The 25,657-nt window shown below is 56.4% G+C and carries 36 protein-coding genes; 34 read left to right on the top strand and 2 right to left on the bottom strand.

Annotation, left to right across the window (positions count from 1 at the left end; translation table 11 throughout):
• The first annotated feature begins 1 nt into the window (after window position 1).
• The 32 genes from fusA (at window position 2) to bfr (ending at window position 19,458) form a co-directional block, all read left to right on the top strand.
• A complete protein-coding gene (fusA, locus tag PQT43_RS20810; RefSeq protein ID WP_267268995.1) occupies window positions 2-2,149 on the top strand; it encodes an elongation factor G in 2,148 nt (715 codons plus the stop codon).
• A 34-nt stretch (window positions 2,150-2,183) separates the two neighbouring features.
• Window positions 2,184-3,377 carry an elongation factor Tu gene (gene tuf / locus PQT43_RS20805; RefSeq protein WP_060841339.1) on the top strand — a complete coding sequence of 398 codons (1,194 nt, stop codon included), beginning with the start codon at window positions 2,184-2,186 and terminating at the stop codon, window positions 3,375-3,377.
• 140 nt (window positions 3,378-3,517) lie between these two features.
• Window positions 3,518-3,829: a 30S ribosomal protein S10 gene (gene rpsJ, locus PQT43_RS20800; protein ID WP_003186070.1), complete on the top strand. Its 312-nt coding sequence runs from the start codon at window positions 3,518-3,520 to the stop codon at window positions 3,827-3,829.
• 80 nt (window positions 3,830-3,909) lie between these two features.
• Window positions 3,910-4,545: a 50S ribosomal protein L3 gene (gene rplC / locus PQT43_RS20795; protein ID WP_007924205.1), complete on the top strand. Its 636-nt coding sequence runs from the start codon at window positions 3,910-3,912 to the stop codon at window positions 4,543-4,545.
• A 12-nt stretch (window positions 4,546-4,557) separates the two neighbouring features.
• Window positions 4,558-5,160: a 50S ribosomal protein L4 gene (rplD, locus tag PQT43_RS20790; protein WP_007924200.1), complete on the top strand. Its 603-nt coding sequence runs from the start codon at window positions 4,558-4,560 to the stop codon at window positions 5,158-5,160.
• Complete coding sequence (gene rplW / locus PQT43_RS20785; RefSeq protein ID WP_002555488.1) at window positions 5,157-5,456, top strand: 50S ribosomal protein L23; 300 nt, start codon at window positions 5,157-5,159, stop codon at window positions 5,454-5,456. Before rplD ends, rplW begins: the two co-directional genes overlap by 4 nt.
• A 14-nt stretch (window positions 5,457-5,470) precedes the next feature.
• Entirely contained in the window at window positions 5,471-6,295 is an 825-nt protein-coding gene (gene rplB, locus PQT43_RS20780; protein WP_011063775.1) for a 50S ribosomal protein L2, read from the top strand.
• Window positions 6,296-6,311: 16 nt separating this feature from the next.
• Window positions 6,312-6,587 (top strand): 30S ribosomal protein S19, encoded by a 276-nt coding sequence (gene rpsS, locus PQT43_RS20775; protein ID WP_002555486.1) that lies wholly within the window; start codon window positions 6,312-6,314, stop codon window positions 6,585-6,587.
• A 13-nt stretch (window positions 6,588-6,600) separates the two neighbouring features.
• Window positions 6,601-6,933, top strand: coding sequence for a 50S ribosomal protein L22 (gene rplV, locus PQT43_RS20770; RefSeq protein WP_003103908.1), 333 nt, complete (start codon window positions 6,601-6,603; stop codon window positions 6,931-6,933).
• Window positions 6,934-6,946: 13 nt separating this feature from the next.
• Window positions 6,947-7,633 carry a 30S ribosomal protein S3 gene (gene rpsC, locus PQT43_RS20765; RefSeq protein ID WP_007924192.1) on the top strand — a complete coding sequence of 229 codons (687 nt, stop codon included), beginning with the start codon at window positions 6,947-6,949 and terminating at the stop codon, window positions 7,631-7,633.
• A gap of 12 nt (window positions 7,634-7,645) precedes the next feature.
• Complete coding sequence (gene rplP, locus PQT43_RS20760) at window positions 7,646-8,059, top strand: 50S ribosomal protein L16 (protein WP_003228729.1); 414 nt, start codon at window positions 7,646-7,648, stop codon at window positions 8,057-8,059.
• Complete coding sequence (gene rpmC / locus PQT43_RS20755) at window positions 8,059-8,250, top strand: 50S ribosomal protein L29 (protein ID WP_002555481.1); 192 nt, start codon at window positions 8,059-8,061, stop codon at window positions 8,248-8,250. The genes rplP and rpmC overlap by 1 nt, the downstream gene beginning before the upstream one ends.
• Before the next feature lie 2 nt (window positions 8,251-8,252).
• Entirely contained in the window at window positions 8,253-8,519 is a 267-nt protein-coding gene (gene rpsQ / locus PQT43_RS20750) for a 30S ribosomal protein S17 (RefSeq protein ID WP_003194644.1), read from the top strand.
• A gap of 23 nt (window positions 8,520-8,542) precedes the next feature.
• On the top strand, window positions 8,543-8,911 hold the full coding sequence (rplN, locus tag PQT43_RS20745; protein ID WP_002555479.1) for a 50S ribosomal protein L14: 369 nt from the start codon (window positions 8,543-8,545) through the stop codon (window positions 8,909-8,911).
• A gap of 11 nt (window positions 8,912-8,922) precedes the next feature.
• A complete protein-coding gene (rplX, locus tag PQT43_RS20740; protein ID WP_007896770.1) occupies window positions 8,923-9,237 on the top strand; it encodes a 50S ribosomal protein L24 in 315 nt (104 codons plus the stop codon).
• Between the two features lie 20 nt (window positions 9,238-9,257).
• Window positions 9,258-9,797, top strand: coding sequence for a 50S ribosomal protein L5 (gene rplE / locus PQT43_RS20735; protein WP_003210069.1), 540 nt, complete (start codon window positions 9,258-9,260; stop codon window positions 9,795-9,797).
• A gap of 13 nt (window positions 9,798-9,810) precedes the next feature.
• On the top strand, window positions 9,811-10,116 hold the full coding sequence (gene rpsN, locus PQT43_RS20730; RefSeq protein ID WP_003228726.1) for a 30S ribosomal protein S14: 306 nt from the start codon (window positions 9,811-9,813) through the stop codon (window positions 10,114-10,116).
• A gap of 207 nt (window positions 10,117-10,323) precedes the next feature.
• Window positions 10,324-10,716, top strand: coding sequence for a 30S ribosomal protein S8 (gene rpsH, locus PQT43_RS20725; protein WP_011063773.1), 393 nt, complete (start codon window positions 10,324-10,326; stop codon window positions 10,714-10,716).
• Between the two features lie 12 nt (window positions 10,717-10,728).
• Window positions 10,729-11,262, top strand: coding sequence for a 50S ribosomal protein L6 (gene rplF, locus PQT43_RS20720; protein WP_025129400.1), 534 nt, complete (start codon window positions 10,729-10,731; stop codon window positions 11,260-11,262).
• Between the two features lie 10 nt (window positions 11,263-11,272).
• Complete coding sequence (rplR, locus tag PQT43_RS20715) at window positions 11,273-11,623, top strand: 50S ribosomal protein L18 (protein WP_003186037.1); 351 nt, start codon at window positions 11,273-11,275, stop codon at window positions 11,621-11,623.
• Between the two features lie 3 nt (window positions 11,624-11,626).
• Window positions 11,627-12,127, top strand: a complete 501-nt coding sequence (gene rpsE / locus PQT43_RS20710) for a 30S ribosomal protein S5 (protein WP_007924184.1) — start codon at window positions 11,627-11,629, stop codon at window positions 12,125-12,127.
• Between the two features lie 2 nt (window positions 12,128-12,129).
• Window positions 12,130-12,306 carry a 50S ribosomal protein L30 gene (rpmD, locus tag PQT43_RS20705; RefSeq protein ID WP_003176408.1) on the top strand — a complete coding sequence of 59 codons (177 nt, stop codon included), beginning with the start codon at window positions 12,130-12,132 and terminating at the stop codon, window positions 12,304-12,306.
• Window positions 12,307-12,309: 3 nt separating this feature from the next.
• Window positions 12,310-12,744, top strand: coding sequence for a 50S ribosomal protein L15 (rplO, locus tag PQT43_RS20700; protein WP_007924183.1), 435 nt, complete (start codon window positions 12,310-12,312; stop codon window positions 12,742-12,744).
• Window positions 12,745-14,073 carry a preprotein translocase subunit SecY gene (gene secY / locus PQT43_RS20695; RefSeq protein ID WP_007924182.1) on the top strand — a complete coding sequence of 443 codons (1,329 nt, stop codon included), beginning with the start codon at window positions 12,745-12,747 and terminating at the stop codon, window positions 14,071-14,073.
• Between the two features lie 24 nt (window positions 14,074-14,097).
• Window positions 14,098-14,214 (top strand): 50S ribosomal protein L36, encoded by a 117-nt coding sequence (gene rpmJ / locus PQT43_RS20690; RefSeq protein ID WP_002555468.1) that lies wholly within the window; start codon window positions 14,098-14,100, stop codon window positions 14,212-14,214.
• 130 nt (window positions 14,215-14,344) lie between these two features.
• The gene (gene rpsM / locus PQT43_RS20685; protein WP_003186020.1) at window positions 14,345-14,701 is read left to right on the top strand and encodes a 30S ribosomal protein S13; all 357 of its coding nucleotides are present in this window, start codon (window positions 14,345-14,347) and stop codon (window positions 14,699-14,701) included.
• Between the two features lie 30 nt (window positions 14,702-14,731).
• On the top strand, window positions 14,732-15,121 hold the full coding sequence (gene rpsK, locus PQT43_RS20680) for a 30S ribosomal protein S11 (RefSeq protein WP_007924177.1): 390 nt from the start codon (window positions 14,732-14,734) through the stop codon (window positions 15,119-15,121).
• Window positions 15,122-15,139: 18 nt separating this feature from the next.
• The gene (gene rpsD / locus PQT43_RS20675) at window positions 15,140-15,760 is read left to right on the top strand and encodes a 30S ribosomal protein S4 (RefSeq protein ID WP_011063772.1); all 621 of its coding nucleotides are present in this window, start codon (window positions 15,140-15,142) and stop codon (window positions 15,758-15,760) included.
• Window positions 15,761-15,782: 22 nt separating this feature from the next.
• The gene (locus PQT43_RS20670) at window positions 15,783-16,784 is read left to right on the top strand and encodes a DNA-directed RNA polymerase subunit alpha (RefSeq protein ID WP_007970428.1); all 1,002 of its coding nucleotides are present in this window, start codon (window positions 15,783-15,785) and stop codon (window positions 16,782-16,784) included.
• 42 nt (window positions 16,785-16,826) lie between these two features.
• Window positions 16,827-17,213, top strand: coding sequence for a 50S ribosomal protein L17 (gene rplQ / locus PQT43_RS20665; protein WP_007924175.1), 387 nt, complete (start codon window positions 16,827-16,829; stop codon window positions 17,211-17,213).
• A gap of 176 nt (window positions 17,214-17,389) precedes the next feature.
• A complete protein-coding gene (locus PQT43_RS20660) occupies window positions 17,390-18,838 on the top strand; it encodes a catalase (RefSeq protein ID WP_253085977.1) in 1,449 nt (482 codons plus the stop codon).
• A 155-nt stretch (window positions 18,839-18,993) separates the two neighbouring features.
• Window positions 18,994-19,458 (top strand): bacterioferritin, encoded by a 465-nt coding sequence (bfr, locus tag PQT43_RS20655; RefSeq protein ID WP_025129396.1) that lies wholly within the window; start codon window positions 18,994-18,996, stop codon window positions 19,456-19,458.
• 117 nt (window positions 19,459-19,575) lie between these two features.
• On the opposite strand, the gene uvrA is transcribed toward bfr, so the two are convergent.
• Window positions 19,576-22,410 carry an excinuclease ABC subunit UvrA gene (uvrA, locus tag PQT43_RS20650; protein ID WP_102882401.1) on the bottom strand — a complete coding sequence of 945 codons (2,835 nt, stop codon included), beginning with the start codon at window positions 22,408-22,410 and terminating at the stop codon, window positions 19,576-19,578.
• Between the two features lie 177 nt (window positions 22,411-22,587).
• On the opposite strand from uvrA, the gene PQT43_RS20645 reads away from it, so the two are divergent.
• Together PQT43_RS20645 and PQT43_RS20640 are read left to right on the top strand one after the other, a co-directional pair.
• Window positions 22,588-23,982 (top strand): MFS transporter, encoded by a 1,395-nt coding sequence (locus PQT43_RS20645; protein ID WP_110596282.1) that lies wholly within the window; start codon window positions 22,588-22,590, stop codon window positions 23,980-23,982.
• Between the two features lie 9 nt (window positions 23,983-23,991).
• Window positions 23,992-24,501 carry a single-stranded DNA-binding protein gene (locus tag PQT43_RS20640; protein WP_011063767.1) on the top strand — a complete coding sequence of 170 codons (510 nt, stop codon included), beginning with the start codon at window positions 23,992-23,994 and terminating at the stop codon, window positions 24,499-24,501.
• A gap of 96 nt (window positions 24,502-24,597) precedes the next feature.
• Here PQT43_RS20640 and PQT43_RS20635 read toward each other — a convergent pair whose 3' ends face one another.
• The gene (locus PQT43_RS20635) at window positions 24,598-25,650 is read right to left on the bottom strand and encodes a hypothetical protein (RefSeq protein WP_272754522.1); all 1,053 of its coding nucleotides are present in this window, start codon (window positions 25,648-25,650) and stop codon (window positions 24,598-24,600) included.
• Window positions 25,651-25,657: the final 7 nt, after the last annotated feature.

Genomic DNA, 25,657 nt, shown 5'->3' with positions numbered 1-25,657 from the left:
TATGGCTCGTACTACAGCAATCAACCGCTACCGTAACATCGGTATCTGTGCCCACGTTGACGCGGGCAAGACTACCACTACCGAGCGGATCCTGTTTTACACAGGTCTCAGCCATAAGATGGGTGAGGTGCATGACGGCGCTGCTACCACCGACTGGATGGTGCAGGAGCAGGAGCGGGGTATTACCATTACCTCCGCTGCTGTAACTACCTTCTGGAAAGGTTCGCGCGGCCAATACGATAACTATCGTGTAAACGTTATCGATACCCCTGGCCACGTAGACTTCACCATCGAAGTAGAGCGTTCGCTGCGCGTACTCGACGGCGCGGTCGTTGTGTTCTGCGGTACTTCCGGTGTTGAGCCACAGTCTGAAACCGTATGGCGTCAAGCCAACAAGTACGGCGTTCCACGTGTTGTTTACGTGAACAAGATGGACCGTGCCGGCGCTAACTTCCTGCGCGTTGTTGGTCAGATCAAAAACCGCCTGGGTCACACCCCGGTTCCGGTTCAGCTGGCTATCGGCGCTGAAGATAACTTCGAAGGTCAGGTTGATCTGATCAAGATGAAGGCTATCTACTGGAACGACGACGACAAGGGTACTACCTATCGCGAGGAAGAAATTCCTGCCGATATGCTGGACCTGGCTAACGAGTGGCGCTCCAACATGGTTGAAGCTGCTGCTGAAGCCAACGAAGAGTTGATGAACAAGTACCTTGAAGAAGGTGACTTGACTGTCGAAGAGATCAAGGCTGGTCTGCGTGCGCGCACCCTGGCTAGCGAAATCGTTCCGGCAGTCTGCGGCTCTTCGTTCAAGAACAAGGGTGTTCCCCTGGTTCTCGACGCCGTCATCGACTTCCTGCCTGCTCCTACCGAGATCCCGGCGATCAAAGGTATCCATCCGGATCTCATCGAGAAGCCGAAGGATGAGCTGGTAGAGGCTGATTACGACGAGCGTCACGCTGACGATTCTGAACCGTTCTCGGCTCTGGCATTCAAGATCGCTACCGACCCGTTCGTTGGTACTCTGACTTTCGTGCGCGTTTACTCGGGCTTCCTGAGCTCGGGCGACTCCGTGATCAACTCGGTCAAGGGCAAGAAAGAGCGCGTTGGTCGTATGGTGCAGATGCACGCCAACCAGCGTGAGGAGATCAAGGAAGTACGTGCAGGCGATATCGCTGCCCTGATCGGCATGAAGGACGTCACCACTGGTGACACTCTGTGCGATCTCGACAAGCAGATCATTCTTGAGCGTATGGACTTCCCTGAGCCTGTGATTTCGGTAGCGGTAGAGCCGAAAACCAAGCAGGACCAGGAAAAGATGGGTATTGCACTGGGTAAGCTGGCTCAGGAAGACCCGTCGTTCCGCGTCAAGACCGACGAAGAGACCGGTCAGACCATCATTTCCGGTATGGGTGAGCTGCACCTGGACATCCTCGTTGATCGCATGAAGCGCGAGTTCAACGTCGAAGCCAACATCGGCAAGCCGCAGGTTTCGTACCGCGAGAAGATCAGCAAGAGCAACGTCGAGATCGAAGGCAAGTTCGTTCGTCAATCCGGCGGTCGCGGTCAGTTCGGTCACTGCTGGATCCGTTTCTCGGAGCCGGACGTCGATGCGAACGGCAACATCACCGAAGGTCTGGTCTTCACCAACGAAGTTGTTGGTGGTGTGGTTCCTAAGGAATACATCCCGGCTATCCAGAAGGGTATCGAAGAGCAGATGAAGAACGGCGTCGTTGCCGGTTATCCGCTGATCGGCCTGAAGGCTACCGTGTTCGATGGTTCCTACCACGACGTCGACTCCAACGAGATGGCGTTCAAGGTGGCGGCCTCCATGGCGACCAAGCAGCTGGCCCAGAAGGGTGGCGGCGTTGTGCTCGAGCCGATCATGAAGGTTGAAGTAGTAACCCCAGAGGACTACATGGGTGACGTGATGGGTGACCTGAACCGTCGTCGTGGTCTGATTCAGGGTATGGATGACTCGGTGTCCGGCAAGGTTATCCGTGCTGAAGTTCCACTGGGTGAAATGTTCGGTTATGCAACTGACGTTCGTTCCATGTCTCAGGGTCGCGCGAGCTACTCCATGGAATTCTCCAAATACGCCGAAGCTCCGTCGAACATCGTCGAAGCTCTCGTTAAAAAACAAGGCTGATTCAGTCTCCCCTTTAGGCTAGGAGTTAATTGTCGTGGCTAAAGAAAAATTTGAACGTAACAAACCGCACGTCAACGTTGGCACTATCGGTCACGTTGACCACGGTAAAACCACTCTGACTGCTGCTCTGACTCGCGTTTGCTCCGAAGTTTTCGGTTCGGCTCGTGTTGACTTCGACAAGATCGACAGCGCTCCAGAAGAAAAAGCTCGTGGTATCACCATCAACACTGCACACGTAGAGTACGATTCGCACATTCGTCACTACGCGCACGTTGACTGCCCAGGTCACGCCGACTACGTCAAAAACATGATCACCGGTGCTGCCCAGATGGACGGCGCGATCCTGGTTTGCTCGGCTGCCGATGGTCCGATGCCACAAACTCGTGAGCACATCCTGCTGTCCCGTCAGGTAGGCGTTCCGTACATCGTTGTCTTCCTGAACAAGGCTGACATGGTTGACGACGCTGAGCTGCTGGAACTGGTTGAGATGGAAGTGCGCGACCTGCTGAGCACTTACGACTTCCCAGGTGACGACACTCCGATCATCATCGGTTCGGCTCTGATGGCCCTGAACGGCCAAGACGACAACGAAATGGGTACCACCGCTGTTAAGCGTCTGGTAGAAACTCTGGATACTTACATCCCAGAGCCAGAGCGTGCAATCGACAAGCCGTTCCTGATGCCAATCGAAGACGTATTCTCGATCTCCGGTCGTGGCACCGTGGTAACTGGCCGTGTTGAGCGTGGCATCGTTCGCATCCAGGAAGAAGTTGAGATCGTTGGTCTGCGCGATACTCAGAAGACTACCTGCACCGGCGTTGAAATGTTCCGCAAGCTGCTCGACGAAGGTCGTGCTGGCGAGAACTGCGGCGTTCTGCTGCGTGGTACCAAGCGTGACGACGTTGAGCGTGGTCAGGTTCTGGTTAAGCCAGGCACCGTTAAGCCGCACACCAAGTTCACCGCTGAAGTTTATGTTCTGAGCAAAGAAGAAGGCGGCCGTCATACTCCGTTCTTCAAAGGCTACCGTCCACAGTTCTACTTCCGTACTACTGACGTGACCGGTAACTGCGAGCTGCCAGAAGGCGTTGAAATGGTAATGCCAGGTGACAACATCCAGATGACTGTCACTCTGATCAAAACCATCGCGATGGAAGATGGTCTGCGTTTCGCTATCCGTGAAGGCGGTCGTACCGTCGGCGCCGGCGTCGTAGCCAAAGTTATCGAGTAATCGACGACTCATGAAGAAGCCCCCGCTTGCGGGGGCTTTTTTATTGGGTTGACACTCTGTGGGGCCGTCTATAGAATTGCGCCTCCTTTTAACGGGCGTATTGCGCCCGGTGGGAATAGCAGCCTGGAGTCTGAAATCCAATGCAAAATCAGCAAATCCGTATCAGGTTGAAGGCTTTCGACCATCGCCTGATCGACCAATCCACCCAGGAAATCGTGGAAACCGCGAAACGTACTGGTGCTCAAGTGCGTGGTCCAATTCCACTGCCTACCCGTAAAGAGCGGTTCACCGTTCTGGTCTCCCCGCACGTCAACAAAGACGCGCGTGACCAGTACGAGATCCGTACTCATAAGCGCGTACTGGACATCGTCCAGCCAACGGATAAAACCGTTGATGCTCTTATGAAGCTTGATCTTGCGGCAGGTGTGGAAGTGCAGATCAGCCTCGGCTAAGACTCGGTCTTAGTCGTGTAACGCTCTGAAATGGGCGGCCATAGCGGGTGAAAGCCCCGTACACTCATGAGGTTTACAACATGACTATTGGTGTAGTCGGTCGTAAATGCGGTATGACCCGTATTTTCACCGAAGAAGGTGTCTCCATTCCGGTCACGGTCATTGAGATCGAGCCGAATCGCGTCACCCAGTTCAAAACTGAAGAAACCGATGGCTATCGTGCAGTGCAAGTCACTGTAGGTGAGCGTCGTGCTTCGCGCGTGACTGCTGCTCAAGCAGGTCACTTCGCTAAAGCGAACGTTGCTGCCGGTCGTGGCGTTTGGGAATTCCGTCTTGAAGAAGGCGAGTACCAAGCTGGCGATCTGATCAATGCAGAAATCTTCGCAGCTGGCCAACTGGTAGATGTTACCGGTCAGTCGAAAGGTAAAGGCTTCGCCGGTACCATCAAGCGTTGGAATTTCCGCGGTCAAGATAACACCCACGGTAACTCCGTTTCCCACCGCGTCCCGGGCTCTATTGGCCAGTGCCAGACTCCTGGTCGTGTATTCAAGGGCAAAAAAATGTCCGGTCATATGGGCGCTGAGCGCGTGACCGTGCAGTCCCTGGAAGTAGTGCGCGTCGACGCTGAACGCAATCTGTTGTTGGTCAAGGGTGCTGTTCCTGGCGCTACTGGCGGCAACCTGGTTGTACGTCCGGCGGCCAAGGCTCGCGGTTAAGGGGAAGCTGACATGCAATTAAATGTAAATGACGCTCAAGCGATCGAAGTTTCCGAACTGACATTTGGCGGCGAATTCAACGAGACGCTGGTTCACCAAGCAGTCGTGGCCTACATGGCTGGCGGCCGTCAAGGTAGCAAGCAGCAAAAGACCCGTTCCGACGTTTCCGGTGGCGGCAAGCGCCCATGGCGTCAGAAAGGTACTGGCCGTGCTCGTGCCGGTACTATCCGTAGCCCAATCTGGCGTGGCGGCGGTACCACTTTCGCAGCTCGTCCTCAGGATCACTCCCAGAAGCTGAACAAGAAGATGTATCGCGCAGCAATGCGTTCCATCCTTGCTGAGCTGGTGCGTACTGATCGTCTGGTCGTGGTTCAGGATTTCGCTGTTGAAACTCCGAAAACCAAAGATCTGCTGGGCAAACTGAACAACATGAGCCTGACCGACGTTCTGATCGTGTCGGACGCTGTTGATCAGAACCTGTACCTGGCTGCTCGTAACCTGCCACACGTTGATGTTCGTGACGTGCAAGGTTCCGATCCAGTTAGTCTGATCGCATACGACAAAGTGTTGATCACTGTGTCGGCCGTGAAGAAATTCGAGGAGCTGCTGGGATGAACCAGGAACGCGTATTTAAAGTTCTGCTTGGCCCGCACGTTTCCGAGAAGGCTACGGTTCTGGCAGACAAGAAAGGCCAGTTCGTTTTCAAGGTTGCTACTGACGCAACCAAGCTGGAAATCAAGAAGGCCGTCGAAAGCCTGTTCAGCGTGAAAGTGGAGCGCGTTACTACCCTGAACGTTCTGGGTAAGAGTAAGCGTACCGCTCGCGGTCTGGGCAAGCGTAATGACTGGAAGAAGGCAGTTATCTCCCTTCAGCCAGGCCAAGATCTCGATTTCAGCAGCAGTGCTGAGTAAGGAAGGGGTGCATCATGGCAATCGTTAAATGCAAACCGACTTCCCCTGGCCGCCGTTTTGTGGTCAAGGTGGTCAACCAGGAGCTGCATAAAGGCGCTCCTCACGCACCGCTGCTCGAGAAGAAATCGAAGTCTGGTGGTCGTAACAACAATGGCCGCATTACCACTCGTCACGTTGGTGGTGGTCATAAGCAGCATTACCGTCTGGTCGACTTCCGTCGCAACGACAAAGATGGCATCGCTGCCACTGTCGAGCGTATCGAATACGATCCAAACCGTACTGCTCACATCGCTCTGCTGCTGTACGCAGATGGCGAGCGTCGCTACATCATCGCCCCTAAGGGTGTGAGCGCTGGCGACCAGCTGATCGCAGGTGCTCTGGCACCGATCAAGCCGGGCAACGCTCTGCAACTGCGCAACATTCCAGTTGGTAGCACCGTACACGGCATCGAACTGAAGCCAGGTAAAGGCGCGCAAATCGCTCGTTCGGCTGGTGCTTCGGCTCAGCTGGTCGCTCGTGAAGGCGTCTACGTGACCCTGCGTCTGCGTTCTGGTGAGATGCGTAAAGTGCTGGCTGAATGCCGTGCGACCCTGGGCGAAGTCTCGAACTCCGAGCACAGCCTGCGTTCGCTGGGTAAAGCTGGTGCCAAACGCTGGCGTGGCGTTCGCCCAACCGTTCGTGGTGTTGCCATGAACCCGGTTGACCACCCACATGGTGGTGGTGAAGGTCGTACCTCTGGTGGTCGTCATCCGGTATCGCCATGGGGCTTCCCGACTAAGGGCGCGAAGACTCGTGGTAATAAGCGTACCGACAAAATGATCGTCCGTCGTCGCAAGTAAATAGAGGGATACGACAGTGCCACGTTCTCTGAAAAAAGGTCCTTTTATTGATCTTCACCTACTGAAGAAGATCGAAGTGGCGGCGGAAAAGAACGATCGCAAACCAGTTAAGACCTGGTCGCGCCGTTCCATGATCCTGCCACAAATGGTCGGTCTGACCATCGCTGTGCATAACGGTCGTCAACATGTTCCAGTTCTCGTGAACGAAGACATGGTCGGCCACAAACTGGGCGAGTTCGCCGGTACCCGTACATATCGCGGGCACGTGGCTGACAAGAAAGCCAAGCGTTAAGGGGTAAGGAATGATGGAAGTAGCCGCTAAGTTGTCGGGCGCTCGAATCTCCGCCCAGAAAGCCCGCTTGGTCGCCGACCAGATCCGCGGGAAGAAGGTGGGCGAAGCGCTCAACCTGTTGGCTTTCAGCAGTAAGAAAGCCGCCGAGATCATGAAGAAAGTGCTGGAGTCGGCCGTAGCCAACGCCGAGCATAACGAAGGCGCAGACGTTGATGACCTGAAGGTCTCCACCGTTTTCGTCAACGAAGGGCGTTCGCTGAAGCGTATCATGCCACGTGCCAAAGGCCGTGCTGATCGCATCGTCAAGCGGTCTTGCCATATCACTGTCAAGGTTGCTGACAAGTAACGGAGTCGAAGAGATGGGTCAGAAAGTACATCCCATTGGCATTCGCCTGGGAATCGTCAAGGAGCACACCTCCGTCTGGTACGCAGACGGTCGGACTTATGCGGACTATTTGCTCGCAGATCTGAATGTGCGTGAGTATCTCCAAGACAAACTAAAAAGCGCGTCCGTAAGCCGTATCGATATCCATCGTCCGGCTCAAACTGCACGCATCACCATCCACACCGCTCGTCCCGGCATCGTGATCGGCAAGAAAGGTGAAGATGTTGAGAAGCTGCGTCAGGACCTGACCAAGCAAATGGGTGTGCCTGTGCACATCAATATCGAAGAGATCCGCAAGCCGGAGCTCGACGGTATGCTGGTTGCGCAGAGCGTAGCTCAGCAGCTGGAGCGTCGCGTAATGTTCCGTCGTGCTATGAAGCGCGCCGTACAGAACGCCATGCGCATTGGTGCCAAAGGCATCAAAATCCAAGTGAGCGGTCGTCTCGGCGGTGCTGAAATCGCACGTACTGAATGGTATCGCGAAGGTCGTGTGCCACTGCACACCCTGCGTGCCGATATCGACTATGCCACCTACGAAGCTCACACCACTTATGGTGTGATCGGTGTGAAGGTTTGGATCTTCAAAGGCGAAGTAATTGGTGGTCGCCAAGAAGAGCTGAAGCCGCAAGCACCTGCGCCTCGTAAAAAAGCTGCTAAGTAAGGGGTACGCCAAATGTTGCAACCAAAGCGTACGAAGTTCCGCAAGCAAATGACCGGCCACAACCGTGGTCTGGCATTGCGCGGTAGCAAAGTCAGCTTCGGCGAGTTCGCGCTGAAGTCTGTTGCTCGTGGTCGTCTCACCGCTCGTCAGATCGAGTCAGCGCGTCGTGCTCTGACCCGTCACGTAAAACGTGGTGGCAAGATCTGGATCCGTGTATTCCCGGACAAGCCTATTTCCAAGAAGCCACTCGAAGTTCGGATGGGTAAAGGTAAGGGTAACGTCGAATACTGGGTTGCCCAGATTCAGCCAGGCAAAGTCCTGTATGAAATCGAGGGTGTTTCTGAAGAGCTGGCGCGTGAGGCTTTCGCCCTGGCTGCTGCAAAGCTGCCGCTCGCCACCTCCTTTGTTAAGCGGACGGTGATGTGATGAAAGCGAATGAACTTCGTGAAAAATCCGCACAGCAGCTGAACGAGCAACTGCTCGGCCTGCTGCGCGACCAGTTCAATCTGCGTATGCAGAAAGCAACTGGCCAGTTGGGGCAGTCTCATCTGCTCTCGCAAGTTAAGCGTGACATCGCTCGCGTGAAGACTGTGCTCAACCAGCAGGCAGGTAAGTAATCATGGCTGAAGCCGAAAAAACTGTCCGTACGCTGACTGGCCGTGTTGTCAGCGACAAGATGGACAAGACCATCACCGTTCTGATCGAGCGTCGCGTTAAGCACCCTATCTACGGTAAATACGTTAAGCGTTCGACTAAGCTGCACGCGCACGACGAAACCAATCAGTGCCACATCGGCGACAAAGTCACTATTCGTGAAACTCGTCCGATGGCCAAGACCAAGTCTTGGGCTCTGGTTGATGTTCTCGAACGCGCTGTGGAAGTCTAAGGGCTAGGGGTCGGAGAAATTATATGATTCAGACTCAATCCATGCTCGATGTGGCCGATAACAGCGGCGCTCGCCGCGTTATGTGCATCAAGGTGCTGGGTGGCTCCCATCGTCGTTACGCTGGTATCGGTGACATCATCAAAGTTACTGTCAAGGAAGCAATTCCTCGCGGTAAGGTGAAAAAAGGCCAAGTGATGACTGCAGTAGTAGTCCGCACTCGCCATGGTGTTCGTCGTGCAGACGGCTCCATCATCCGCTTTGATGGCAACGCTGCTGTTCTGTTGAACAACAAGCAAGAGCCGATCGGCACCCGTATCTTTGGGCCAGTGACCCGTGAACTTCGTACTGAGAAGTTCATGAAGATCGTCTCGCTCGCCCCAGAAGTGCTGTAAGGAGATCCGACATGCAAAAGATTCGTCGTGACGACGAGATCATCGTGATCGCCGGCAAAGACAAAGGTAAGCGCGGTAAGGTGCTTAAAGTTCTGGCTGATGACCGTCTGGTTGTCGGTGGCCTGAACCTGGTCAAGCGTCATACCAAGCCTAACCCGATGTCGGGCGTACAGGGCGGTATCGTCGAGAAAGAAGCGCCACTGCACGCTTCCAACGTCGCCATTTTCAACGGCGAAACCAACAAGGCTGACCGCGTTGGTTTCAAAGTAGAAGACGGCAAAAAAATTCGTGTCTTCAAGTCGACCCAAAAAGCGGTTGATGCTTGAACACTGCTAGGTAGAAGACCATGGCACGACTAAAAGAGATTTACCGGAAGGAAATCGCTCCGAAACTTAAGGAAGAACTTAAGCTTTCGAACGTGATGGAAGTTCCGCGCGTTACCAAAATCACCCTGAACATGGGTCTGGGCGAAGCTATCGGCGACAAAAAAGTCATCGAGCATGCTGTTGCTGACCTGGAAAAGATCACCGGCCAGAAAGTCGTTGTGACCTACGCTCGTAAATCCATCGCTGGCTTTAAAGTCCGCGAAGGATGGCCGATCGGCGTCAAAGTGACTCTGCGCCGTGAGCGTATGTACGAGTTCCTGGATCGTCTGCTGTCGATCTCCCTGCCTCGGGTTCGCGACTTCCGCGGCCTGAATGCCAAGTCCTTCGATGGTCGTGGTAACTACAGCATGGGCGTGAAAGAGCAGATCATTTTCCCGGAAATCGATTACGACAAGATCGATGCTCTCCGCGGTCTGGACATTACCCTGACCACCACTGCCAAGAACGATGATGAAGGCCGCGCTCTGCTGCGTGCTTTCAAATTCCCGTTCCGCAACTGATTGGAGTAGGAAAATGGCCAAGAAGAGCATGAAAAACCGTGAGCTGAAGCGTCAGCTCACCGTTGCCAAGTACGCCACCAAGCGTGCAGCGCTGAAAGCTATCATCGTGGATCTGAACGCAAGTCCAGAAGCCCGTTGGGAGGCTACCGTAGCGCTGCAGAAGCAGCCACGTGACGCAAGTGCCTCGCGCATGCGTAACCGCTGCCGCTTGACTGGTCGTCCGCACGGCGTTTACCGCAAGTTCGGCCTTGGCCGTAACAAGTTGCGTGAAGCTGCAATGCGTGGTGACGTACCAGGTCTGGTTAAAGCCAGCTGGTAATAGCTATCAAAGTCGCGGTGGTCGGGCTCGTAAGATCCCGATCACCGGTGGCCTTGAATCTGAATCAAGCCCCTTTTGGGGCTTGATTCATTTCTGGGGTGTGTCTAGAATGACCGGCTCGCCTGAGCCCGTGTTTTTTGCCCGGAATTTCTCGGCGACAGTTGTAGCCGCAAGGCTAATTCTTTTTGTATCAGGAGCATCTAGCCCATGAGTATGCAGGACCCGTTAGCGGACATGCTAACTCGAATCCGTAATGCCCAGATGGCTGAAAAGTCCGTCGTAAGCATGCCGTCTTCCACGCTGAAGGTGGCTGTAGCAAAAGTCCTGAAGGACGAAGGTTACATCGCGGGTTATCAGATCAGCAGCGAAATCAAACCTCTGCTGTCCATCGAGCTGAAATACTTCGAAGGCCGTCCGGTCATCGAGGAAGTGAAGCGCGTTAGCCGTCCAGGCCTGCGTCAGTACAAGTCCGTTGAAGAGCTGCCGAAAGTACGTGGCGGTCTTGGCGTGTCTATCGTCTCCACCAACAAAGGTGTGATGACTGATCGTGCTGCGCGCGCTGCCGGTGTCGGCGGCGAAGTTCTTTGCACTGTGTTCTAAGGGGGGATAAGCATGTCTCGCGTCGCTAAGAACCCCGTTAAGCTGCCAGCTGGTGTCGAAGTTAAATTCGCCGGCCAACAGCTTTCGGTGAAGGGTGCCAAGGGCACTCTCGAACTGAACGTTCACTCGTCCGTTGAAATTGTTGAGGAAGCTGGTGAGCTGCGTTTCGCTGCTCGCAATGGCGACCAACAAACTCGTGCAATGGCCGGTACCACTCGTGCTCTGGTAAACAACATGGTCCAAGGCGTTAGCCAAGGCTTCGAGCGTAAGCTCCAGCTGGTCGGTGTTGGTTACAAGGCACAAGCAAAAGGCACAGTGCTGAACCTGGCCCTCGGCTTCTCGCATCCAGTGGATTACGAACTGCCGGAAGGCATCACCGCTGAGACTCCTAGCCAGACCGATATCCTGATCAAGGGCATCGATAAGCAGCTGGTAGGTCAAGTGGCCGCTGAGATCCGCGACTTCCGTCCACCAGAGCCTTACAAAGGTAAAGGTGTGCGCTACGCGGACGAAGTCGTCCGTCGTAAAGAAGCCAAGAAGAAGTAGGGCATAGCAAATGACCGACAAAAAAGTTACTCGACTGCGTCGCGCTCGCAAAGCACGCCTGAAAATGCACGAACTCGAAGTCGTGCGTCTCTGCGTGTTCCGCTCTTCGCAGCACATCTACGCCCAGGTCATTTCGGCCGACGGCAACAAAGTCCTGGCGAGTGCCTCGACTTTGGATAAAGAACTGCGTGATGGCGCCACTGGCAACATCGACGCGGCCACTAAGGTTGGCCAGCTGGTCGCTACGCGTGCAAAAGCCGCTGGCGTCTCGCAGGTGGCTTTCGACCGCTCTGGCTTCAAGTATCACGGCCGCGTCAAGGCGCTGGCTGATGCTGCTCGTGAAGCTGGGCTGGAGTTCTAAGTTATGTCAAATAACGACCAAAAGCGCGACGAAGGCTACATCGAGAAGCTGGTTCAAGTTAACCGCGTAGCCAAAACCGTTAAAGGCGGCCGTATCTTCACTTTCACCGCGTTGACCGTGGTTGGTGATGGTAAGGGCCGTGTTGGCTTCGGCCGTGGCAAGTCGCGTGAAGTGCCTGCTGCGATCCAGAAGGCAATGGAAGCTGCTCGCCGCAACATGATCCAAGTTGATCTGAACGGCACCACTCTGCAGTACGCTATGAAGTCCGCTCATGGCGCTTCCAAGGTGTACATGCAGCCTGCTTCTGAAGGTACCGGTATCATCGCTGGCGGCGCTATGCGTGCTGTCCTCGAGGTTGCTGGTGTTCAGAACGTTCTGGCCAAGTGCTACGGCTCGACTAACCCAGTAAACGTGGTTCATGCCACTTTCAAAGGTTTGAAGGCTATGCAGTCCCCTGAATCCATTGCCGCCAAGCGTGGCAAAAGCGTCCAGGAGATCATCTGATCATGGCTACCGTTAAAGTAACGCTGATCAAAAGCATGACCGGCCGTATCCCTAACCACAAACTGTGCGTTAAGGGTCTGGGCCTGCGTCGCATCGGTCACACTGTAGAAGTCCAAGATACTCCCGAGAATCGCGGGATGATCAATAAGGCTTACTACATGCTGCGTGTCGAGGGTTAATCGATGAAACTCAATGATCTGAGTCCAGCGCCGGGTTCCCGTCGCGAAAAGCATCGTCCGGGCCGTGGTATCGGTAGTGGTTTGGGTAAGACTGGTGGCCGTGGTCACAAAGGTCAGACTTCCCGCTCCGGTGGCACCATCGCTCCAGGCTTTGAAGGCGGTCAACAGCCGCTGCATCGTCGCCTGCCGAAGTTCGGTTTCGTTTCCCTGAAAGCCATGGACCGCGCAGAAGTGCGTCTGTCCGAACTGGCCAAAGTGGAAGGCGACATCGTCACCGTGCAGTCCCTGAAAGATGCCAACGTGATTAACCAGAACGTTCAGCGTGTGAAAATCATGCTGTCCGGCGAAGTTACTCGCGCTGTGACCATCAAGGGTATCGCAGCCACCAAAGGTGCGCGTGCGGCTATCGAAGCAGCTGGCGGCAAGTTCGAGGAATAAATGGCTAAGCAAGGTGCTCTCTCTGCGCTCGGCAAAGGCGGTATGTCTGAACTCTGGGCTCGTCTGCGTTTTCTGTTCCTGGCGATTATCGTCTACCGAATAGGCGCACACATCCCGGTTCCAGGTATCAACCCGGACCGACTCGCAGACCTGTTTCGACAGAATGAGGGGACCATTCTTAGCTTGTTCAACATGTTTTCCGGCGGCGCGCTGGAGCGGATGAGCATTTTTGCACTGGGGATCATGCCGTACATCTCGGCTTCGATCATCATGCAACTTATGACAGCCGTCAGTCCGCAGTTGGAGCAGTTGAAGAAGGAAGGTGAAGCTGGCCGTCGCAAGATCAGCCAGTACACCCGCTACGGCACTGTCGTCCTAGCTCTGGTTCAGGCCATCGGCATGTCCGTTGGTCTGGCAGGGCAGGGCGTTGCGTTCACTGGTGACTTTGGCTTCCATTTCGTCGCGGTATCCACGTTTGTGGCTGGTGCGATGTTCATGATGTGGCTGGGTGAGCAGATTACTGAGCGTGGTGTTGGCAACGGTATCTCGATGTTGATTTTCGCAGGTATCGTCGCCGGTCTTCCGAGAGCGATCGGGCAGTCTTTCGAGTCTGCGCGTCAGGGTGATATCAACATTTTCGCCTTGGTTGCGATCGGTTTGCTGGCAGTAGCGATTATCGGTTTTGTGGTGTTCATTGAGCGTGGCCAGCGTCGTATTGCTGTTCACTACGCCAAGCGTCAGCAGGGCCGCAAGGTTTTTGCTGCGCAGACCAGCCACTTGCCGCTGAAAGTGAATATGGCCGGTGTAATTCCTGCTATCTTCGCGAGCAGCATTTTGCTGTTTCCGGCTTCGTTGGGTGCCTGGTTCGGTCAGTCTGAAGGTATGGGCTGGTTGCAGGACATCTCGCAGTCGATCGCTCCTGGTCAGCCGTTGAATATTCTGCTGTTTAGTGCAGGGATTATTTTCTTCTGCTTCTTCTATACGGCGTTGATGTTCAATCCGAAAGACGTAGCGGAAAACCTGAAGAAGTCCGGTGCCTTTATTCCGGGCATCCGTCCAGGTGAGCAGTCGGCGCGCTACATTGACGGCGTTCTGACCCGCTTGACCATGTTCGGTGCTCTATATATGACGGCCGTGTGTCTGTTGCCCCAGTTCCTGGTGGTTGCTGCAAACGTTCCGTTCTACCTTGGCGGGACCTCGTTGCTGATCGTGGTCGTGGTTGTTATGGACTTTATGTCGCAAGTACAATCGCACCTCGTTTCCCACCAGTACGAATCCCTGATGAAGAAAGCCAACCTGAAGGGTTACGGCAGCGGCATGCTGCGCTAATCCATAAGGTTCGAGGAGTTGGTGATGAAAGTTCGTGCATCGGTGAAAAAGCTGTGCCGTAACTGCAAGATTATTCGCCGCGAAGGTGTTGTTCGAGTAATTTGCAGCGCGGAACCGCGTCACAAACAGCGCCAAGGCTGAGTGTGATTGTGCTTCAAGCCCGGCAGCTAGTGCGCTGCCGGGTTGATTATTTGTTATTACAGCGATATTATCTCGCGCCCTATTTCTTGGCTTCCGGGGCGTAGGTAGCTGTCAATTGGAGTCCCACTGAATGGCCCGTATTGCAGGCGTTAACATTCCAGATAACAAGCATACTGTTATCTCGCTGACCTACATCTATGGTGTTGGTCGCACTACTGCGCAGAAAATCTGTGCAGTGACTGGGGTCAACCCAGCTGCGAAGATCAAGGATCTGAGCGACGAGCAAATTGAACAGCTGCGTGGCGAAGTGGCGAAGTTCACCACTGAAGGTGACCTGCGTCGCGAAATCAACATGAAAATCAAACGCTTGATGGATCTGGGCTGCTACCGCGGTCTGCGCCATCGTCGTGGTCTTCCAGTGCGCGGTCAGCGTACCAAGACCAACGCGCGTACTCGCAAAGGTCCGCGTAAGCCGATCCGCAAGTAATCGCACCAGCGAATCGACAGGAATTTAGTCATGGCAAAACCTGCTGCTCGTCCTCGTAAAAAGATTAAAAAGACAGTGGTTGATGGCATCGCCCACATCCACGCGTCTTTCAACAACACCATCGTGACCATTACCGACCGTCAAGGTAACGCTCTTTCCTGGGCAACCTCCGGTGGTTCGGGTTTCCGCGGTTCTCGCAAGTCCACCCCGTTCGCTGCTCAAGTAGCTGCCGAGCGTGCTGGTCAAGCTGCGCTGGAATATGGCCTGAAGAACCTCGACGTTAACGTCAAGGGCCCAGGTCCAGGTCGTGAATCCGCAGTCCGCGCTTTGAACGGCTGTGGCTACAAGATCGCCAGCATCACCGACGTGACGCCAATCCCGCACAACGGGTGCCGTCCGCCGAAGAAGCGCCGCGTGTAATCCAGGAGATTGTAAAGAATGGCTCGTTACATTGGTCCAAAATGCAAACTGGCTCGTCGCGAAGGCACCGATCTCTTCCTGAAGAGCGGCGTGCGCGCTATCGAATCCAAGTGCAACATCGAAGCAGCTCCTGGCATCCACGGCCAGCGTCGTGGTCGTCAGTCCGACTACGGTACTCAGCTGCGTGAAAAGCAAAAAGTTCGTCGTATCTACGGCGTACTCGAGCGTCAATTCAGCGGCTACTACAAACAAGCAGCTGGCAAGAAGGGCGCAACCGGCGAAAACCTGTTGCAACTGCTCGAATGCCGTCTGGACAACGTTGTATACCGCATGGGCTTCGGTTCTACTCGTGCCGAGTCCCGTCAGCTGGTATCGCACAAGTCGATCAGCGTAAACGGTCAGACCGTTAACGTTCCGTCCTACCAGGTTCGTGCTGGTGACGTGGTCGCTGTTCGCGAGAAAGCAAAAAATCAACTTCGCATTGTCCAAGCTCTCGATCTGTGTGCTCAACGTGGCCGCGTAGAATGGGTAGAAGTAGACACTGAGAAGAAGTCGGGCGTTTTCAAGAACGTTCCAGCTCGCAGTGATCTGTCCGCCGACATCAACGAAAGCCTGATTGTCGAGCTCTACTCCAAGTAAGGGCTAGAAAATAGGTGCATCCATGCAGATTTCGGTAAATGAGTTCCTGACACCCCGCCACATTGATGTGCAGGTTGTCAGTCCAACCCGCGCCAAGATCACTCTCGAGCCTCTCGAGCGTGGCTTTGGCCACACCCTGGGCAACGCGCTGCGCCGCATCCTGTTGTCCTCAATGCCCGGCTGTGCAGTAGTCGAGGCCGAGATTGACGGTGTGCTCCACGAGTACAGCGCCATCGAAGGTGTACAGGAAGACGTAATTGAAATCCTGTTGAACCTTAAAGGTCTGGCTATCAAGCTGCACGGCCGTGACGAAGTTACGCTGACCTTGTCGAAGAAGGGTTCGGGGGTGGTTACCGCTGCCGATATTCAGCTGGATCATGATGTCGAGATCGTTAACCCCGATCACGTAATCGCTAACCTGGCGTCTAACGGCGCCCTGAACATGAAGCTCGTAGTAGCTCGTGGTCGTGGTTATGAACCGGCCGACTCGCGTCAGAGCGATGAAGACGAAAGCCGCAGCATTGGTCGCTTGCAGCTCGACTCTTCGTTCAGCCCGGTTCGCCGCATCGCATACGTGGTGGAAAACGCCCGTGTCGAGCAGCGTACTAACCTGGACAAGCTGGTTATTGATCTGGAAACCAACGGTACTCTGGATCCTGAAGAGGCTATCCGTCGTGCTGCAACCATCCTGCAACAGCAGTTGGCTGCGTTCGTCGACCTCAAAGGTGACAGTGAGCCAGTGGTAGTCGAGCAGGAAGACGAGATCGATCCGATCCTGCTTCGCCCGGTTGACGATCTGGAACTGACTGTACGTTCGGCTAACTGCCTTAAGGCGGAAAACATTTACTACATCGGCGACCTGATTCAGCGTACCGAAGTAGAACTGTTGAAGACTCCGAACCTGGGTAAGAAATCCTTGACCGAAATCAAGGACGTTCTGGCCTCCCGCGGTCTGTCCCTCGGCATGCGCCTCGACAACTGGCCGCCTGCAAGTCTTAAGAAGGACGACAAGGCGACTGCCTGATCGTCGTAATCACCGAACGTTGTGTTTGGTAAGGAATGAACCATGCGTCATCGTAAAAGTGGGCGTCACCTGAGCCGCACCAGCTCGCACCGCAAGGCCATGTTCCAGAACATGGCGGTGTCGCTGTTCGAGCACGAGCTGATCAAAACTACACTGCCGAAAGCTAAAGAACTGCGCCGCGTTGCCGAGCCGCTGATCACTTTGGCCAAGACAGACAGCCTGGCTAACCGCCGTCTGGCTTTCGACCGTACTCGTTCGAAAGCTATCGTTGGTAAGCTCTTCAACGACCTGGGCAAGCGTTACGCTACCCGTGAGGGTGGCTACCTGCGCATCCTCAAGTGCGGTTTCCGCGCTGGCGACAACGCTCCTATGGCGTACGTTGAACTGGTTGATCGTGCTGTCGGCGGTGAAGCTGTATCCGCTGAGTAAGACGTCAGTCTGAAACAAGGAACCGGGCCTAGTGCCCGGTTTTTTGTGTCTTTATGTATTAGATATTTCTATCGTTAGCTAATGTGTAATGCATTGGATGTTGTAACACTGGTGGTCAATACTCTTCATCAGCCGATTAGCCGGCAGTTTCACAGACTGACAGAGGAAGATTGTGCATGAGCCAGACCAAAACTCTTACTACCGCTAGTGGCGCTCCTGTCGCTGATAACCAGAATTCCCGTTCCGCCGGCCCTCGTGGCCCGCTGCTTCTCGACGATTTTCACCTGATCGAAAAGCTCGCCCATTTCAATCGCGAGAATATCCCTGAGCGTCGCGTGCACGCCAAGGGCTCGGGTGCCTACGGCACTTTCACGGTCTCTCGCGACATCACCCAATACACCAGTGCCAAGTTGTTTGAAGCGGTTGGCAAGAAAACTCCGACCTTCCTGCGTTTCTCCACAGTAGGTGGCGAACGTGGTTCGGCTGACACCGAGCGCGATCCCCGCGGCTTTGCCCTCAAGTTCTACACCGAAGAAGGCAACTGGGACATCGTGGGTAACAACACCCCGGTCTTCTTCATTCGTGACCCGCTGAAGTTTCCCGATTTCATCCACACCCAGAAGCGCCTTCCTCAGAGCAACCTGAAAAGTGCTCAGATGATGTGGGATTTCTGGTCGCATTCGCCTGAGGCGCTGCACCAGGTAACCATTCTGTTTTCCGATCGGGGCATTCCAGACGGCTACCGTCATATGCACGGCTTTGGCAGTCACACCTACAGCCTGATAAACGCCAAGGGCGAGCGGCACTGGGTCAAGTGGCACTACAAGACCAAGCAAGGCATCAAGAACCTGGCGCCGGCAGAGGCTGCACGTCTGGCGGGTACCGATCCGGATTACGCTCAGCGCGATCTGTTCAACGCGATCGAGCGCGGCGACTTTCCGAAGTGGAGCGTGTGCATCCAGATCATGACTGAGGCGCAAGCCGCGGCGCACTATGAGAACCCGTTCGATGTGACCAAGACCTGGTCGCAGAGAGAATTTCCGCTGATTGAAGTTGGCGAGTTGGAGTTGAACCGCAATCCGCTGAACTACTTCGCTGAGGTCGAACAGGCCGCTTTCGGACCAAGCAACATGGTGCCAGGGGTCGGGCTTTCTCCAGATCGCATGCTGCAGGGCCGGGTGTTTGCTTACGCCGATGCTCACCGTTATCGCGTTGGTACCAATCACCAGCAACTGCCAGTGAATGCGCCGCTGAGCCCGGTGAACAGCTATCAGCGCGACGGCTCCATGGCTTTTGGAAGCAATGGCGGTGCTGCGCCGAACTACGAGCCCAACAGCTACAGCGATGCGCCTAAGCAGGCTCCACGCTACGCAGAACCGCCCCTGGCCCTTAGCGGCGGTGCAGACCGCTACGATCATCGCGAAGACACCGACTATTACAGTCATGCAGGAGCTCTGTTCCGCTTGATGAGTGATGAGCAGAAGGCTCTGTTGATCAACAACATTGCCGGTGCCATGACTGGAGTGACTGCTGATGTGGTTGATCGTCAGCTGCAACATTTCTATAAGGCTGACCCGGCTTACGGCGAGGGTATTGCCAAGGCTTTGGGTGTATCGCTCAAGTAAGTCTAAATAAGAAGCAGAACCGCCCTCATTTGGGCGGTTTTTGCGTTATTTATACTGCTTTTCTCAGATAATCTTCACTTTTTTGGTTATTTCTAAGTGACCTGCAAGTCAGCTTGGTTCACACTATCGACTTTCAAGCAGGGAGATGTAGGGCGATGCAAGGTCACCCGGACGTAATCGATTACCTCAACACGTTGCTGACGGGCGAACTGGCAGCACGCGACCAATATTTCATCCACTCGCGGATGTACGAAGACTGGGGCTTTACCAAGCTCTACGAGCGTATCAACCACGAAATGGAAGAAGAGGCGCAACACGCCGATGCCCTGATGCGCCGCATTCTGATGCTGGAAGGCACGCCGCGCATGCGGCCTGACGATCTCGACACCGGGACCACGGTGCCGGACATGCTGGCCAGCGACTTGCGCCTTGAATACAAGGTTCGCGCTGCGCTGTGCAAAGGCATCGAGCTGTGTGAACTGCACAAGGACTACGTCAGCCGCGACATTCTGCGTATCCAGTTGGCAGATACCGAGGAAGATCACACCTACTGGCTGGAGAAGCAGTTGGGCCTGATCAAATCCATCGGGCTGGAGAACTACCTGCAGTCGCAGTTCTGACTGCATAAGGCGTGGATACCGGTTTGCGAGCAAGCTCGCTCCTACGGTAGATGCGTCAATCCTGAGATGTAAAAAAGCCCCTGTCACCGTGAGATGACAGGGGCTTTTTCATGGGGCTCAGGCTCGATCGCGAGTTAGCAGCGGCTTGAGGTAGTGCCCGGTGTGGGACTGCGGCATTTCCGCTACCTGTTCCGGGGTGCCGACGGCGATGATCTGGCCGCCTTTGGAGCCGCCTTCCGGCCCCAGGTCCACCAGCCAGTCGGCAGTTTTGATCACATCCAGGTTGTGCTCGATCACTACCACGGTGTTGCCGTGATCACGCAGGCGGTGCAGGACGTCCAGCAATTGCTGGATATCCGCGAAGTGCAACCCAGTGGTCGGTTCATCGAGGATATACAGGGTCTTGCCAGTGTCACGCTTGGACAGCTCGCGTGACAGCTTGACCCGTTGTGCCTCGCCGCCAGACAGCGTGGTAGCCGACTGGCCGAGCTTGATGTAGGATAGGCCCACATCCATCAGGGTCTGCAGCTTACGCGCCAGGGCCGGGACGGGAGCGAAGAACTCGCGGGCCTCCTCGATGGTCATTTCCAGCACCTCGTGGATGCTCTTGCCCTTGTACTTGATCTCCAGAGTTTCGCGGTTGTAGCGCTTGCTCTTGCACACATCGCAGGGCACGTAGATGTCCGGCAGGAAGTGCATCTCGACCTTGATCAAGCCATCACCCTGGCAGGCTTCACAGCGTCCACCCTTGACGTTGAAGGAGAAGCGTCCAGGCCCATAGCCCCGGGAACGGGACTCTGGAACCCCGGCGAACAACTCGCGGATCGGCGTGAACAGCCCGGTGTAAGTGGCCGGGTTGGAACGGGGAGTACGACCGATCGGGCTCTGATCGATATCCACGACCTTATCCAGGTGCTGCAGACCATTGATGCTGTCGTGAGGCGCCGCCTCCAGGGTCGTGGCGCCGTTCAACGCCGTGGCGCTCAAGGGGAACAGGGTGTTGTTGATCAGCGTCGACTTGCCCGAACCGGAAACTCCGGTCACGCAGGTCAGCAGGCCGATGGGGATTTCAAGGTCGACATTGCGCAGGTTGTTGCCGCGAGCGCCCTTGAGTGTCAGGGACAGCTTCTTGTTGCGCGGCGTACGTTTGGCTGGAACCACGATCTTCACCCGACCCGACAAGTACTTGCCGGTCAACGAGTCCGGGTGCGCCATGACTTCAGCAGCCGTGCCTTCGGCGACGATGCGTCCACCGTGCACACCGGCGCCCGGGCCGATATCCACCACATAGTCGGCCAGGCGGATAGCGTCTTCGTCGTGTTCAACCACGATTACGGTGTTGCCGATATCCCGCAGGTGTTTCAGGGTCCCCAGCAGCCGATCATTGTCCCGCTGGTGCAGGCCAATGGATGGTTCGTCGAGGATGTACATGACCCCCACCAGGCCGGCACCGATCTGGCTGGCCAGGCGAATACGCTGAGCTTCGCCGCCGGACAGGGTATCGGCGCTGCGATCCAGGGTGAGGTAGTCGAGCCCGACGTTCACCAAGAACTGCAGGCGCTCGCGGATCTCCTTGAGGATCTTGTCGGCAATCTCACCACGGCGTCCGGTGAGTTTCAGCGTACCGAAGTAGTTCGTGGCATCGCCGATGGGCAGGCTGGTGACCGCCGGCAGGGTCTTCTCGCCGACCCAGACGTGGCGAGCCTCGCGACGCAGGCGTGTGCCACGGCAATCCGGACAGGGCTGGGTGCTGAGGAACTTGGCCAGCTCTTCACGGACGGTGGCCGATTCGGTCTCCCGGTAGCGCCGCTCCAGGTTCGGCACTATGCCTTCGAAGGGGTGGGAGCGCTTGACGATGTCGCCCCGGTCGTTGAGGTACTTGAAGTCGACGTTCTGGGTTCCACTGCCGTGCAGGATGACCTTCTGCTGATCCGCCGGCAGTTGGTTGAACGGTACTTCCAGGCTGAAGCCGTAATGAGAGGCCAGTGAACCGAGCATCTGGAAGTAATAGACGTTGCGTCGGTCCCAGCCGCGAATCGCCCCTTCGGCCAAGGTCAGTTCGCCATTGACCAGGCGCTTGATGTCGAAGAACTGCTTGACCCCCAGACCGTCGCAGGTAGGACAAGCGCCGGCGGGGTTGTTGAAGGAGAACAGCTTGGGTTCCAGTTCGCTGATGGCATGACCGCAAATCGGGCAGGCGAAACGCGCGGAGAAGATCATCTCTTCCCCCGGCTCGTCGTCCATCGGCGCTACCAGGGCAATCCCGTCCGCCAGTTTCAGCGCGGTTTCAAAGGACTCTGCTAGGCGTTGTTGCAGATCGCCACGCACCTTGAAGCGGTCGACCACCACATCGATGGAATGCTTCTTCTGTTTATCCAGCTTCGGCAGCTCGTCCAGTTCAAACAGCTTGCCGTTGACCCGGGCCCGCACGAAGCCCTGGGCCCGCAGCTCTTCAAAGACCGAGAGGTGTTCACCCTTGCGCTCACGAATGACCGGGGCCAGCAGCATCAGCTTGCTGCCTTCGGGCTGCGCCAGCACCAGGTCGACCATCTGGCTGACGGTCTGGGCTTCCAGCGGAATGTCGTGGTCCGGGCAGCGCGGGGTGCCCACGCGAGCATAGAGCAGGCGCAGGTAATCGTAGATTTCGGTAATGGTGCCGACGGTGGAGCGCGGGTTGTGAGAGGTGGATTTCTGTTCGATGGATATCGCCGGCGACAGCCCTTCGATGGTGTCGACATCGGGCTTTTCCATCATCGACAGGAACTGTCGGGCGTAAGCCGACAGCGATTCGACATAGCGGCGCTGGCCTTCGGCATAAAGCGTGTCGAAAGCCAGGGACGACTTGCCGGACCCAGACAGCCCGGTGATGACGATCAACTTGTCCCGCGGCAGGGTCAGGTCGATGTTCTTCAGGTTGTGGGTGCGGGCCCCACGAATCAGAATCTTGTCCAAAAGTGGCCTCGATCGGCGGGCGTAAAGGCAGGAGTATAAAACCAAACACTGGATGGATGCACACTATCATGCGGTGCTTTTTTGCTCGCTGATGGGGCTGCGCGGCAAAGCGTCGCCATATACCCCCTCAATCGATCGGACTGGTAGAATCGCCGCCGGTTCACATGAGGTTTATCCATGCACGATCCCCACAGCGAACGCATGAGTGGCAGCGAGACCCGCGCAGCGAGCGGTCTGGCCCTGGTGTTCGCCTTCCGTATGCTTGGCATGTTTATGGTACTGCCGGTCCTGGCGACCTATGGAATGGATCTCGCAGGAGCGACCCCGACTCTGATCGGCTTGGCGATTGGCGCCTATGGTCTGACCCAGGCGGTTTTCCAGATTCCCTTCGGCATCATTTCCGACCGTATCGGTCGTCGCCCAGTGATTTACCTGGGGTTGATCGTGTTCGCCCTGGGCAGCGTGCTGGCGGCCAATGCCGATTCGATCTGGGGCGTGATCGCCGGACGAATCCTGCAAGGTGCCGGGGCGATTTCCGCGGCAGTGATGGCGCTGCTTTCGGACCTGACCCGCGAGCAGCACCGGACCAAGGCCATGGCCATGATCGGCATGACCATCGGCCTGTCCTTTGCCGTGGCCATGGTGGTCGGTCCGCTGCTGACCCGCAGCTTTGGTCTGTCGGGGCTGTTCCTGGCCACGGGTGCCATGGCCTTGGTGGGCATCCTGATCGTGGCTTTCATGGTCCCGCGCTCCACCGGCCCGTTGCAGCACCGCGAGTCCGGCGTGGCGCGCCAAGCGCTGATCCCGACCCTCAAGCATCCCGATCTGCTGCGCCTGGATCTTGGTATCTTCGTGTTGCACGCCATGCTGATGTCGAGCTTCGTCGCCTTGCCCCTGGCACTGGTGGAAAAGGCTGGTTTGCCCAAGGAGCAGCACTGGTGGGTCTACCTCACCGCGCTGCTGATTTCCTTCTTCGCCATGATCCCGTTCATCATCTACGGCGAGAAAAAACGCAAGATGAAACGAGTTCTGCTCGGCGCGGTCATTACGCTGCTGCTCACCGAGCTATTCTTCTGGGAGTTCGGCGACAGTTTGCGGGCGCTGGTGATCGGCACCGTGGTGTTCTTCACCGCATTCAACCTGCTGGAGGCGTCGTTGCCGTCGCTGATCAGCAAAGTCTCGCCGGCAGGCGGCAAGGGCACGGCGATGGGGGTGTATTCCACCAGCCAGTTCCTCGGTTCGGCACTGGGCGGCATCCTCGGCGGCTGGTTGTTCCAGCATGGCGGTTTGTCGGTTGTGTTCCTTGGATGCGCAGGTCTGGCTGCACTCTGGTTGGGCTTTGCTGTTACCATGCGCGAGCCTCCATATGTGACGAGCCTGCGCTTGCCGTTATCGCCTGAAGCGATCCGCGAAGCTGGTCTGGTTGAGCGCCTGAAAGCCGTCGCTGGAGTAACAGATGCCGTGGTGGTGGCCGAAGAGGCTGCCATTTACATCAAATTGGACACCGAATTATTGGATCGCGCGACGCTCGAGCAGTTGGTCAACTCAGCGCCGTCGCCGCGCGAAGCCTAGGAGAACGTTATGGCCCGTGGGGTTAACAAAGTCATATTGGTCGGTACTTGCGGCCAGGATCCCGAAGTTCGCTATCTGCCTAACGGTAACGCCGTGACCAACCTGAGTCTGGCCACCAGCGAACAGTGGACCGACAAGCAGACCGGTCAGAAGGTCGAGCGCACCGAGTGGCACCGTGTTTCGATGTTCGGCAAGGTCGCGGAGATTGCCGGTGAGTACCTGCGCAAGGGTTCCCAGGTCTACATCGAGGGCAAACTGCAGACTCGCGAGTGGGAAAAAGACGGCATCAAGCGCTACACCACCGAGATCATTGTCGACATGCAAGGCACCATGCAGCTGCTGGGTGGCCGTCCACAGGGCGACCAGCAAGGCCAGGGCGGCATGTCCAACTCGGCACCGCGTCCTCAGCAGTCCCGTCCTGCTCCGCAGCCACAGCGTGAGTCGCGTCCAGCGCCACAGCAGGCCGCTCCGCAGCCGGCACCGGATTTCGACAGCTTCGATGACGATATTCCGTTCTGATCGCTCCCTCGAGCATTCAGTATCGATAAGAAAGGGGCCCCGTACAGGGCCCCTTTTTTATGCCGGACTGTTTCCTTTCAGGCGCTGGGATTGGGCTCAAAGTTGCACTCGGCGCAATCGACCGCTCAGGGCAACCACCTGATGATCCGGCGTGGGAATCGGCCGTCCACTGAGGCCCATGCCTTCGCTCACCAGCACCGCTCCCTCGACGCAGCACAGATTGGACGGTGTATCCAGTTCGTTGGCGAGCACTTGCACACTGCGTTGCTGCAGGTCGCAGCGCAGCAGCCGTCCACTGAAGCGGGCAAAGCCGCCGTGCAAGGTCTCGCCGGACCAGTCGGGCTGCAGGGGCTGCAACAGCCGGTCGCACAGTTCCAGCACCAGAATCCGCTCCTGCGGGTCCAGCGCCAGCCCGGTGGGCAGTTGCAGCCCGCGAATCAGTACCTCGATCCTGCCACTCTCGGGCCAGACCCGGATTACCTGGCCCGCCTTGTCGGCGAAGTCGATGCCCTTTCGCGCCGGGTCACTGTGCAGCTCGCCAGAGAACAGGCTGATCAGCACCGCGTCGGTCTGTGGCTCATGCACCAGGGTCACGGGTACGGCTTCCTGGCCCTGATCCAGGTCGGGCAGTTGGGCCAGGATCTGCTCCTCACCCTGAGTGAACTCCACCAACTGGTTGGTATCGGGCTTGACCGCCATCCAGCTCTGGCGCGTGGGGTGATAGCACAATGAGTTGAGGTTGCCGTGGCTGTGGAACAGCGGCTCGGGCGGGCTGTATTGCAGGTCCAGAAGCTTGGAACCGGCGACGTAATCGGTCTGGCTGGCCAGGTAGCGCCCGGCACCGAAGGCAATGTCCGACAGCCCCATGATTTCATCGCGCAGCATCCGCGACTGCATGTTCATCGAGCGAAAACCCTTGGCCAGAACCTCGGGTGGCAGGTAGGTGCCGGGGGCGTGAGGATCTGGTCGCAGGCGACTGATGAGACCGCTGAACGCTTGGTCCGGGAGGCCTGAGCCAGCTTCCACCAGCAGCAGGCTGCCATCGTTTTCCACGCAGATACCGCGAGGGTTGAGCAGCCCCTGGGCGATGATGCTGCTTGAGCGCAGCAACTGTTCTGGCTGGGCGGGAATGTGTAAAGCAACGGGCATGGTCTTC

It is taken from the genome of Pseudomonas sp. BLCC-B112, assembly GCF_028550695.1.
Taxonomy (GTDB): domain Bacteria; phylum Pseudomonadota; class Gammaproteobacteria; order Pseudomonadales; family Pseudomonadaceae; genus Aquipseudomonas; species Aquipseudomonas danubii.
Note: the sequence above shows the minus strand (reverse complement) of the source record. Positions and strands in the feature narration are given on the sequence as shown.

What these genes read in the sequence shown, in the direction of transcription:
- rplV (WP_003103908.1), top strand. Translation starts at nt 6,601, where the DNA reads ATGGAAGTAGCCGCTAAGTTGTCGGGCGCTCGAATCTCCGCCCAGAAA.
- PQT43_RS20670 (WP_007970428.1), top strand. Translation starts at nt 15,783, where the DNA reads ATGCAGATTTCGGTAAATGAGTTCCTGACACCCCGCCACATTGATGTG.
- rpmD (WP_003176408.1), top strand. Translation starts at nt 12,130, where the DNA reads ATGGCTACCGTTAAAGTAACGCTGATCAAAAGCATGACCGGCCGTATC.
- rpmJ (WP_002555468.1), top strand. Translation starts at nt 14,098, where the DNA reads ATGAAAGTTCGTGCATCGGTGAAAAAGCTGTGCCGTAACTGCAAGATT.
- rpsD (WP_011063772.1), top strand. Translation starts at nt 15,140, where the DNA reads ATGGCTCGTTACATTGGTCCAAAATGCAAACTGGCTCGTCGCGAAGGC.
- rpsM (WP_003186020.1), top strand. Translation starts at nt 14,345, where the DNA reads ATGGCCCGTATTGCAGGCGTTAACATTCCAGATAACAAGCATACTGTT.
- PQT43_RS20645 (WP_110596282.1), top strand. Translation starts at nt 22,588, where the DNA reads ATGCACGATCCCCACAGCGAACGCATGAGTGGCAGCGAGACCCGCGCA.
- rplC (WP_007924205.1), top strand. Translation starts at nt 3,910, where the DNA reads ATGACTATTGGTGTAGTCGGTCGTAAATGCGGTATGACCCGTATTTTC.
- PQT43_RS20640 (WP_011063767.1), top strand. Translation starts at nt 23,992, where the DNA reads ATGGCCCGTGGGGTTAACAAAGTCATATTGGTCGGTACTTGCGGCCAG.
- bfr (WP_025129396.1), top strand. Translation starts at nt 18,994, where the DNA reads ATGCAAGGTCACCCGGACGTAATCGATTACCTCAACACGTTGCTGACG.
- secY (WP_007924182.1), top strand. Translation starts at nt 12,745, where the DNA reads ATGGCTAAGCAAGGTGCTCTCTCTGCGCTCGGCAAAGGCGGTATGTCT.
- rplX (WP_007896770.1), top strand. Translation starts at nt 8,923, where the DNA reads ATGCAAAAGATTCGTCGTGACGACGAGATCATCGTGATCGCCGGCAAA.
- rplF (WP_025129400.1), top strand. Translation starts at nt 10,729, where the DNA reads ATGTCTCGCGTCGCTAAGAACCCCGTTAAGCTGCCAGCTGGTGTCGAA.
- rpsK (WP_007924177.1), top strand. Translation starts at nt 14,732, where the DNA reads ATGGCAAAACCTGCTGCTCGTCCTCGTAAAAAGATTAAAAAGACAGTG.
- rpsJ (WP_003186070.1), top strand. Translation starts at nt 3,518, where the DNA reads ATGCAAAATCAGCAAATCCGTATCAGGTTGAAGGCTTTCGACCATCGC.
- rplB (WP_011063775.1), top strand. Translation starts at nt 5,471, where the DNA reads ATGGCAATCGTTAAATGCAAACCGACTTCCCCTGGCCGCCGTTTTGTG.
- rplE (WP_003210069.1), top strand. Translation starts at nt 9,258, where the DNA reads ATGGCACGACTAAAAGAGATTTACCGGAAGGAAATCGCTCCGAAACTT.
- rplR (WP_003186037.1), top strand. Translation starts at nt 11,273, where the DNA reads ATGACCGACAAAAAAGTTACTCGACTGCGTCGCGCTCGCAAAGCACGC.
- rpsH (WP_011063773.1), top strand. Translation starts at nt 10,324, where the DNA reads ATGAGTATGCAGGACCCGTTAGCGGACATGCTAACTCGAATCCGTAAT.
- PQT43_RS20635 (WP_272754522.1), bottom strand. Translation starts at nt 25,650, where the DNA reads ATGCCCGTTGCTTTACACATTCCCGCCCAGCCAGAACAGTTGCTGCGC.
- rplD (WP_007924200.1), top strand. Translation starts at nt 4,558, where the DNA reads ATGCAATTAAATGTAAATGACGCTCAAGCGATCGAAGTTTCCGAACTG.
- rpsN (WP_003228726.1), top strand. Translation starts at nt 9,811, where the DNA reads ATGGCCAAGAAGAGCATGAAAAACCGTGAGCTGAAGCGTCAGCTCACC.
- rplQ (WP_007924175.1), top strand. Translation starts at nt 16,827, where the DNA reads ATGCGTCATCGTAAAAGTGGGCGTCACCTGAGCCGCACCAGCTCGCAC.
- rplN (WP_002555479.1), top strand. Translation starts at nt 8,543, where the DNA reads ATGATTCAGACTCAATCCATGCTCGATGTGGCCGATAACAGCGGCGCT.
- rpsQ (WP_003194644.1), top strand. Translation starts at nt 8,253, where the DNA reads ATGGCTGAAGCCGAAAAAACTGTCCGTACGCTGACTGGCCGTGTTGTC.
- rplW (WP_002555488.1), top strand. Translation starts at nt 5,157, where the DNA reads ATGAACCAGGAACGCGTATTTAAAGTTCTGCTTGGCCCGCACGTTTCC.
- fusA (WP_267268995.1), top strand. Translation starts at nt 2, where the DNA reads ATGGCTCGTACTACAGCAATCAACCGCTACCGTAACATCGGTATCTGT.
- PQT43_RS20660 (WP_253085977.1), top strand. Translation starts at nt 17,390, where the DNA reads ATGAGCCAGACCAAAACTCTTACTACCGCTAGTGGCGCTCCTGTCGCT.
- rpmC (WP_002555481.1), top strand. Translation starts at nt 8,059, where the DNA reads ATGAAAGCGAATGAACTTCGTGAAAAATCCGCACAGCAGCTGAACGAG.
- rpsE (WP_007924184.1), top strand. Translation starts at nt 11,627, where the DNA reads ATGTCAAATAACGACCAAAAGCGCGACGAAGGCTACATCGAGAAGCTG.
- rplP (WP_003228729.1), top strand. Translation starts at nt 7,646, where the DNA reads ATGTTGCAACCAAAGCGTACGAAGTTCCGCAAGCAAATGACCGGCCAC.
- rplO (WP_007924183.1), top strand. Translation starts at nt 12,310, where the DNA reads ATGAAACTCAATGATCTGAGTCCAGCGCCGGGTTCCCGTCGCGAAAAG.
- rpsC (WP_007924192.1), top strand. Translation starts at nt 6,947, where the DNA reads ATGGGTCAGAAAGTACATCCCATTGGCATTCGCCTGGGAATCGTCAAG.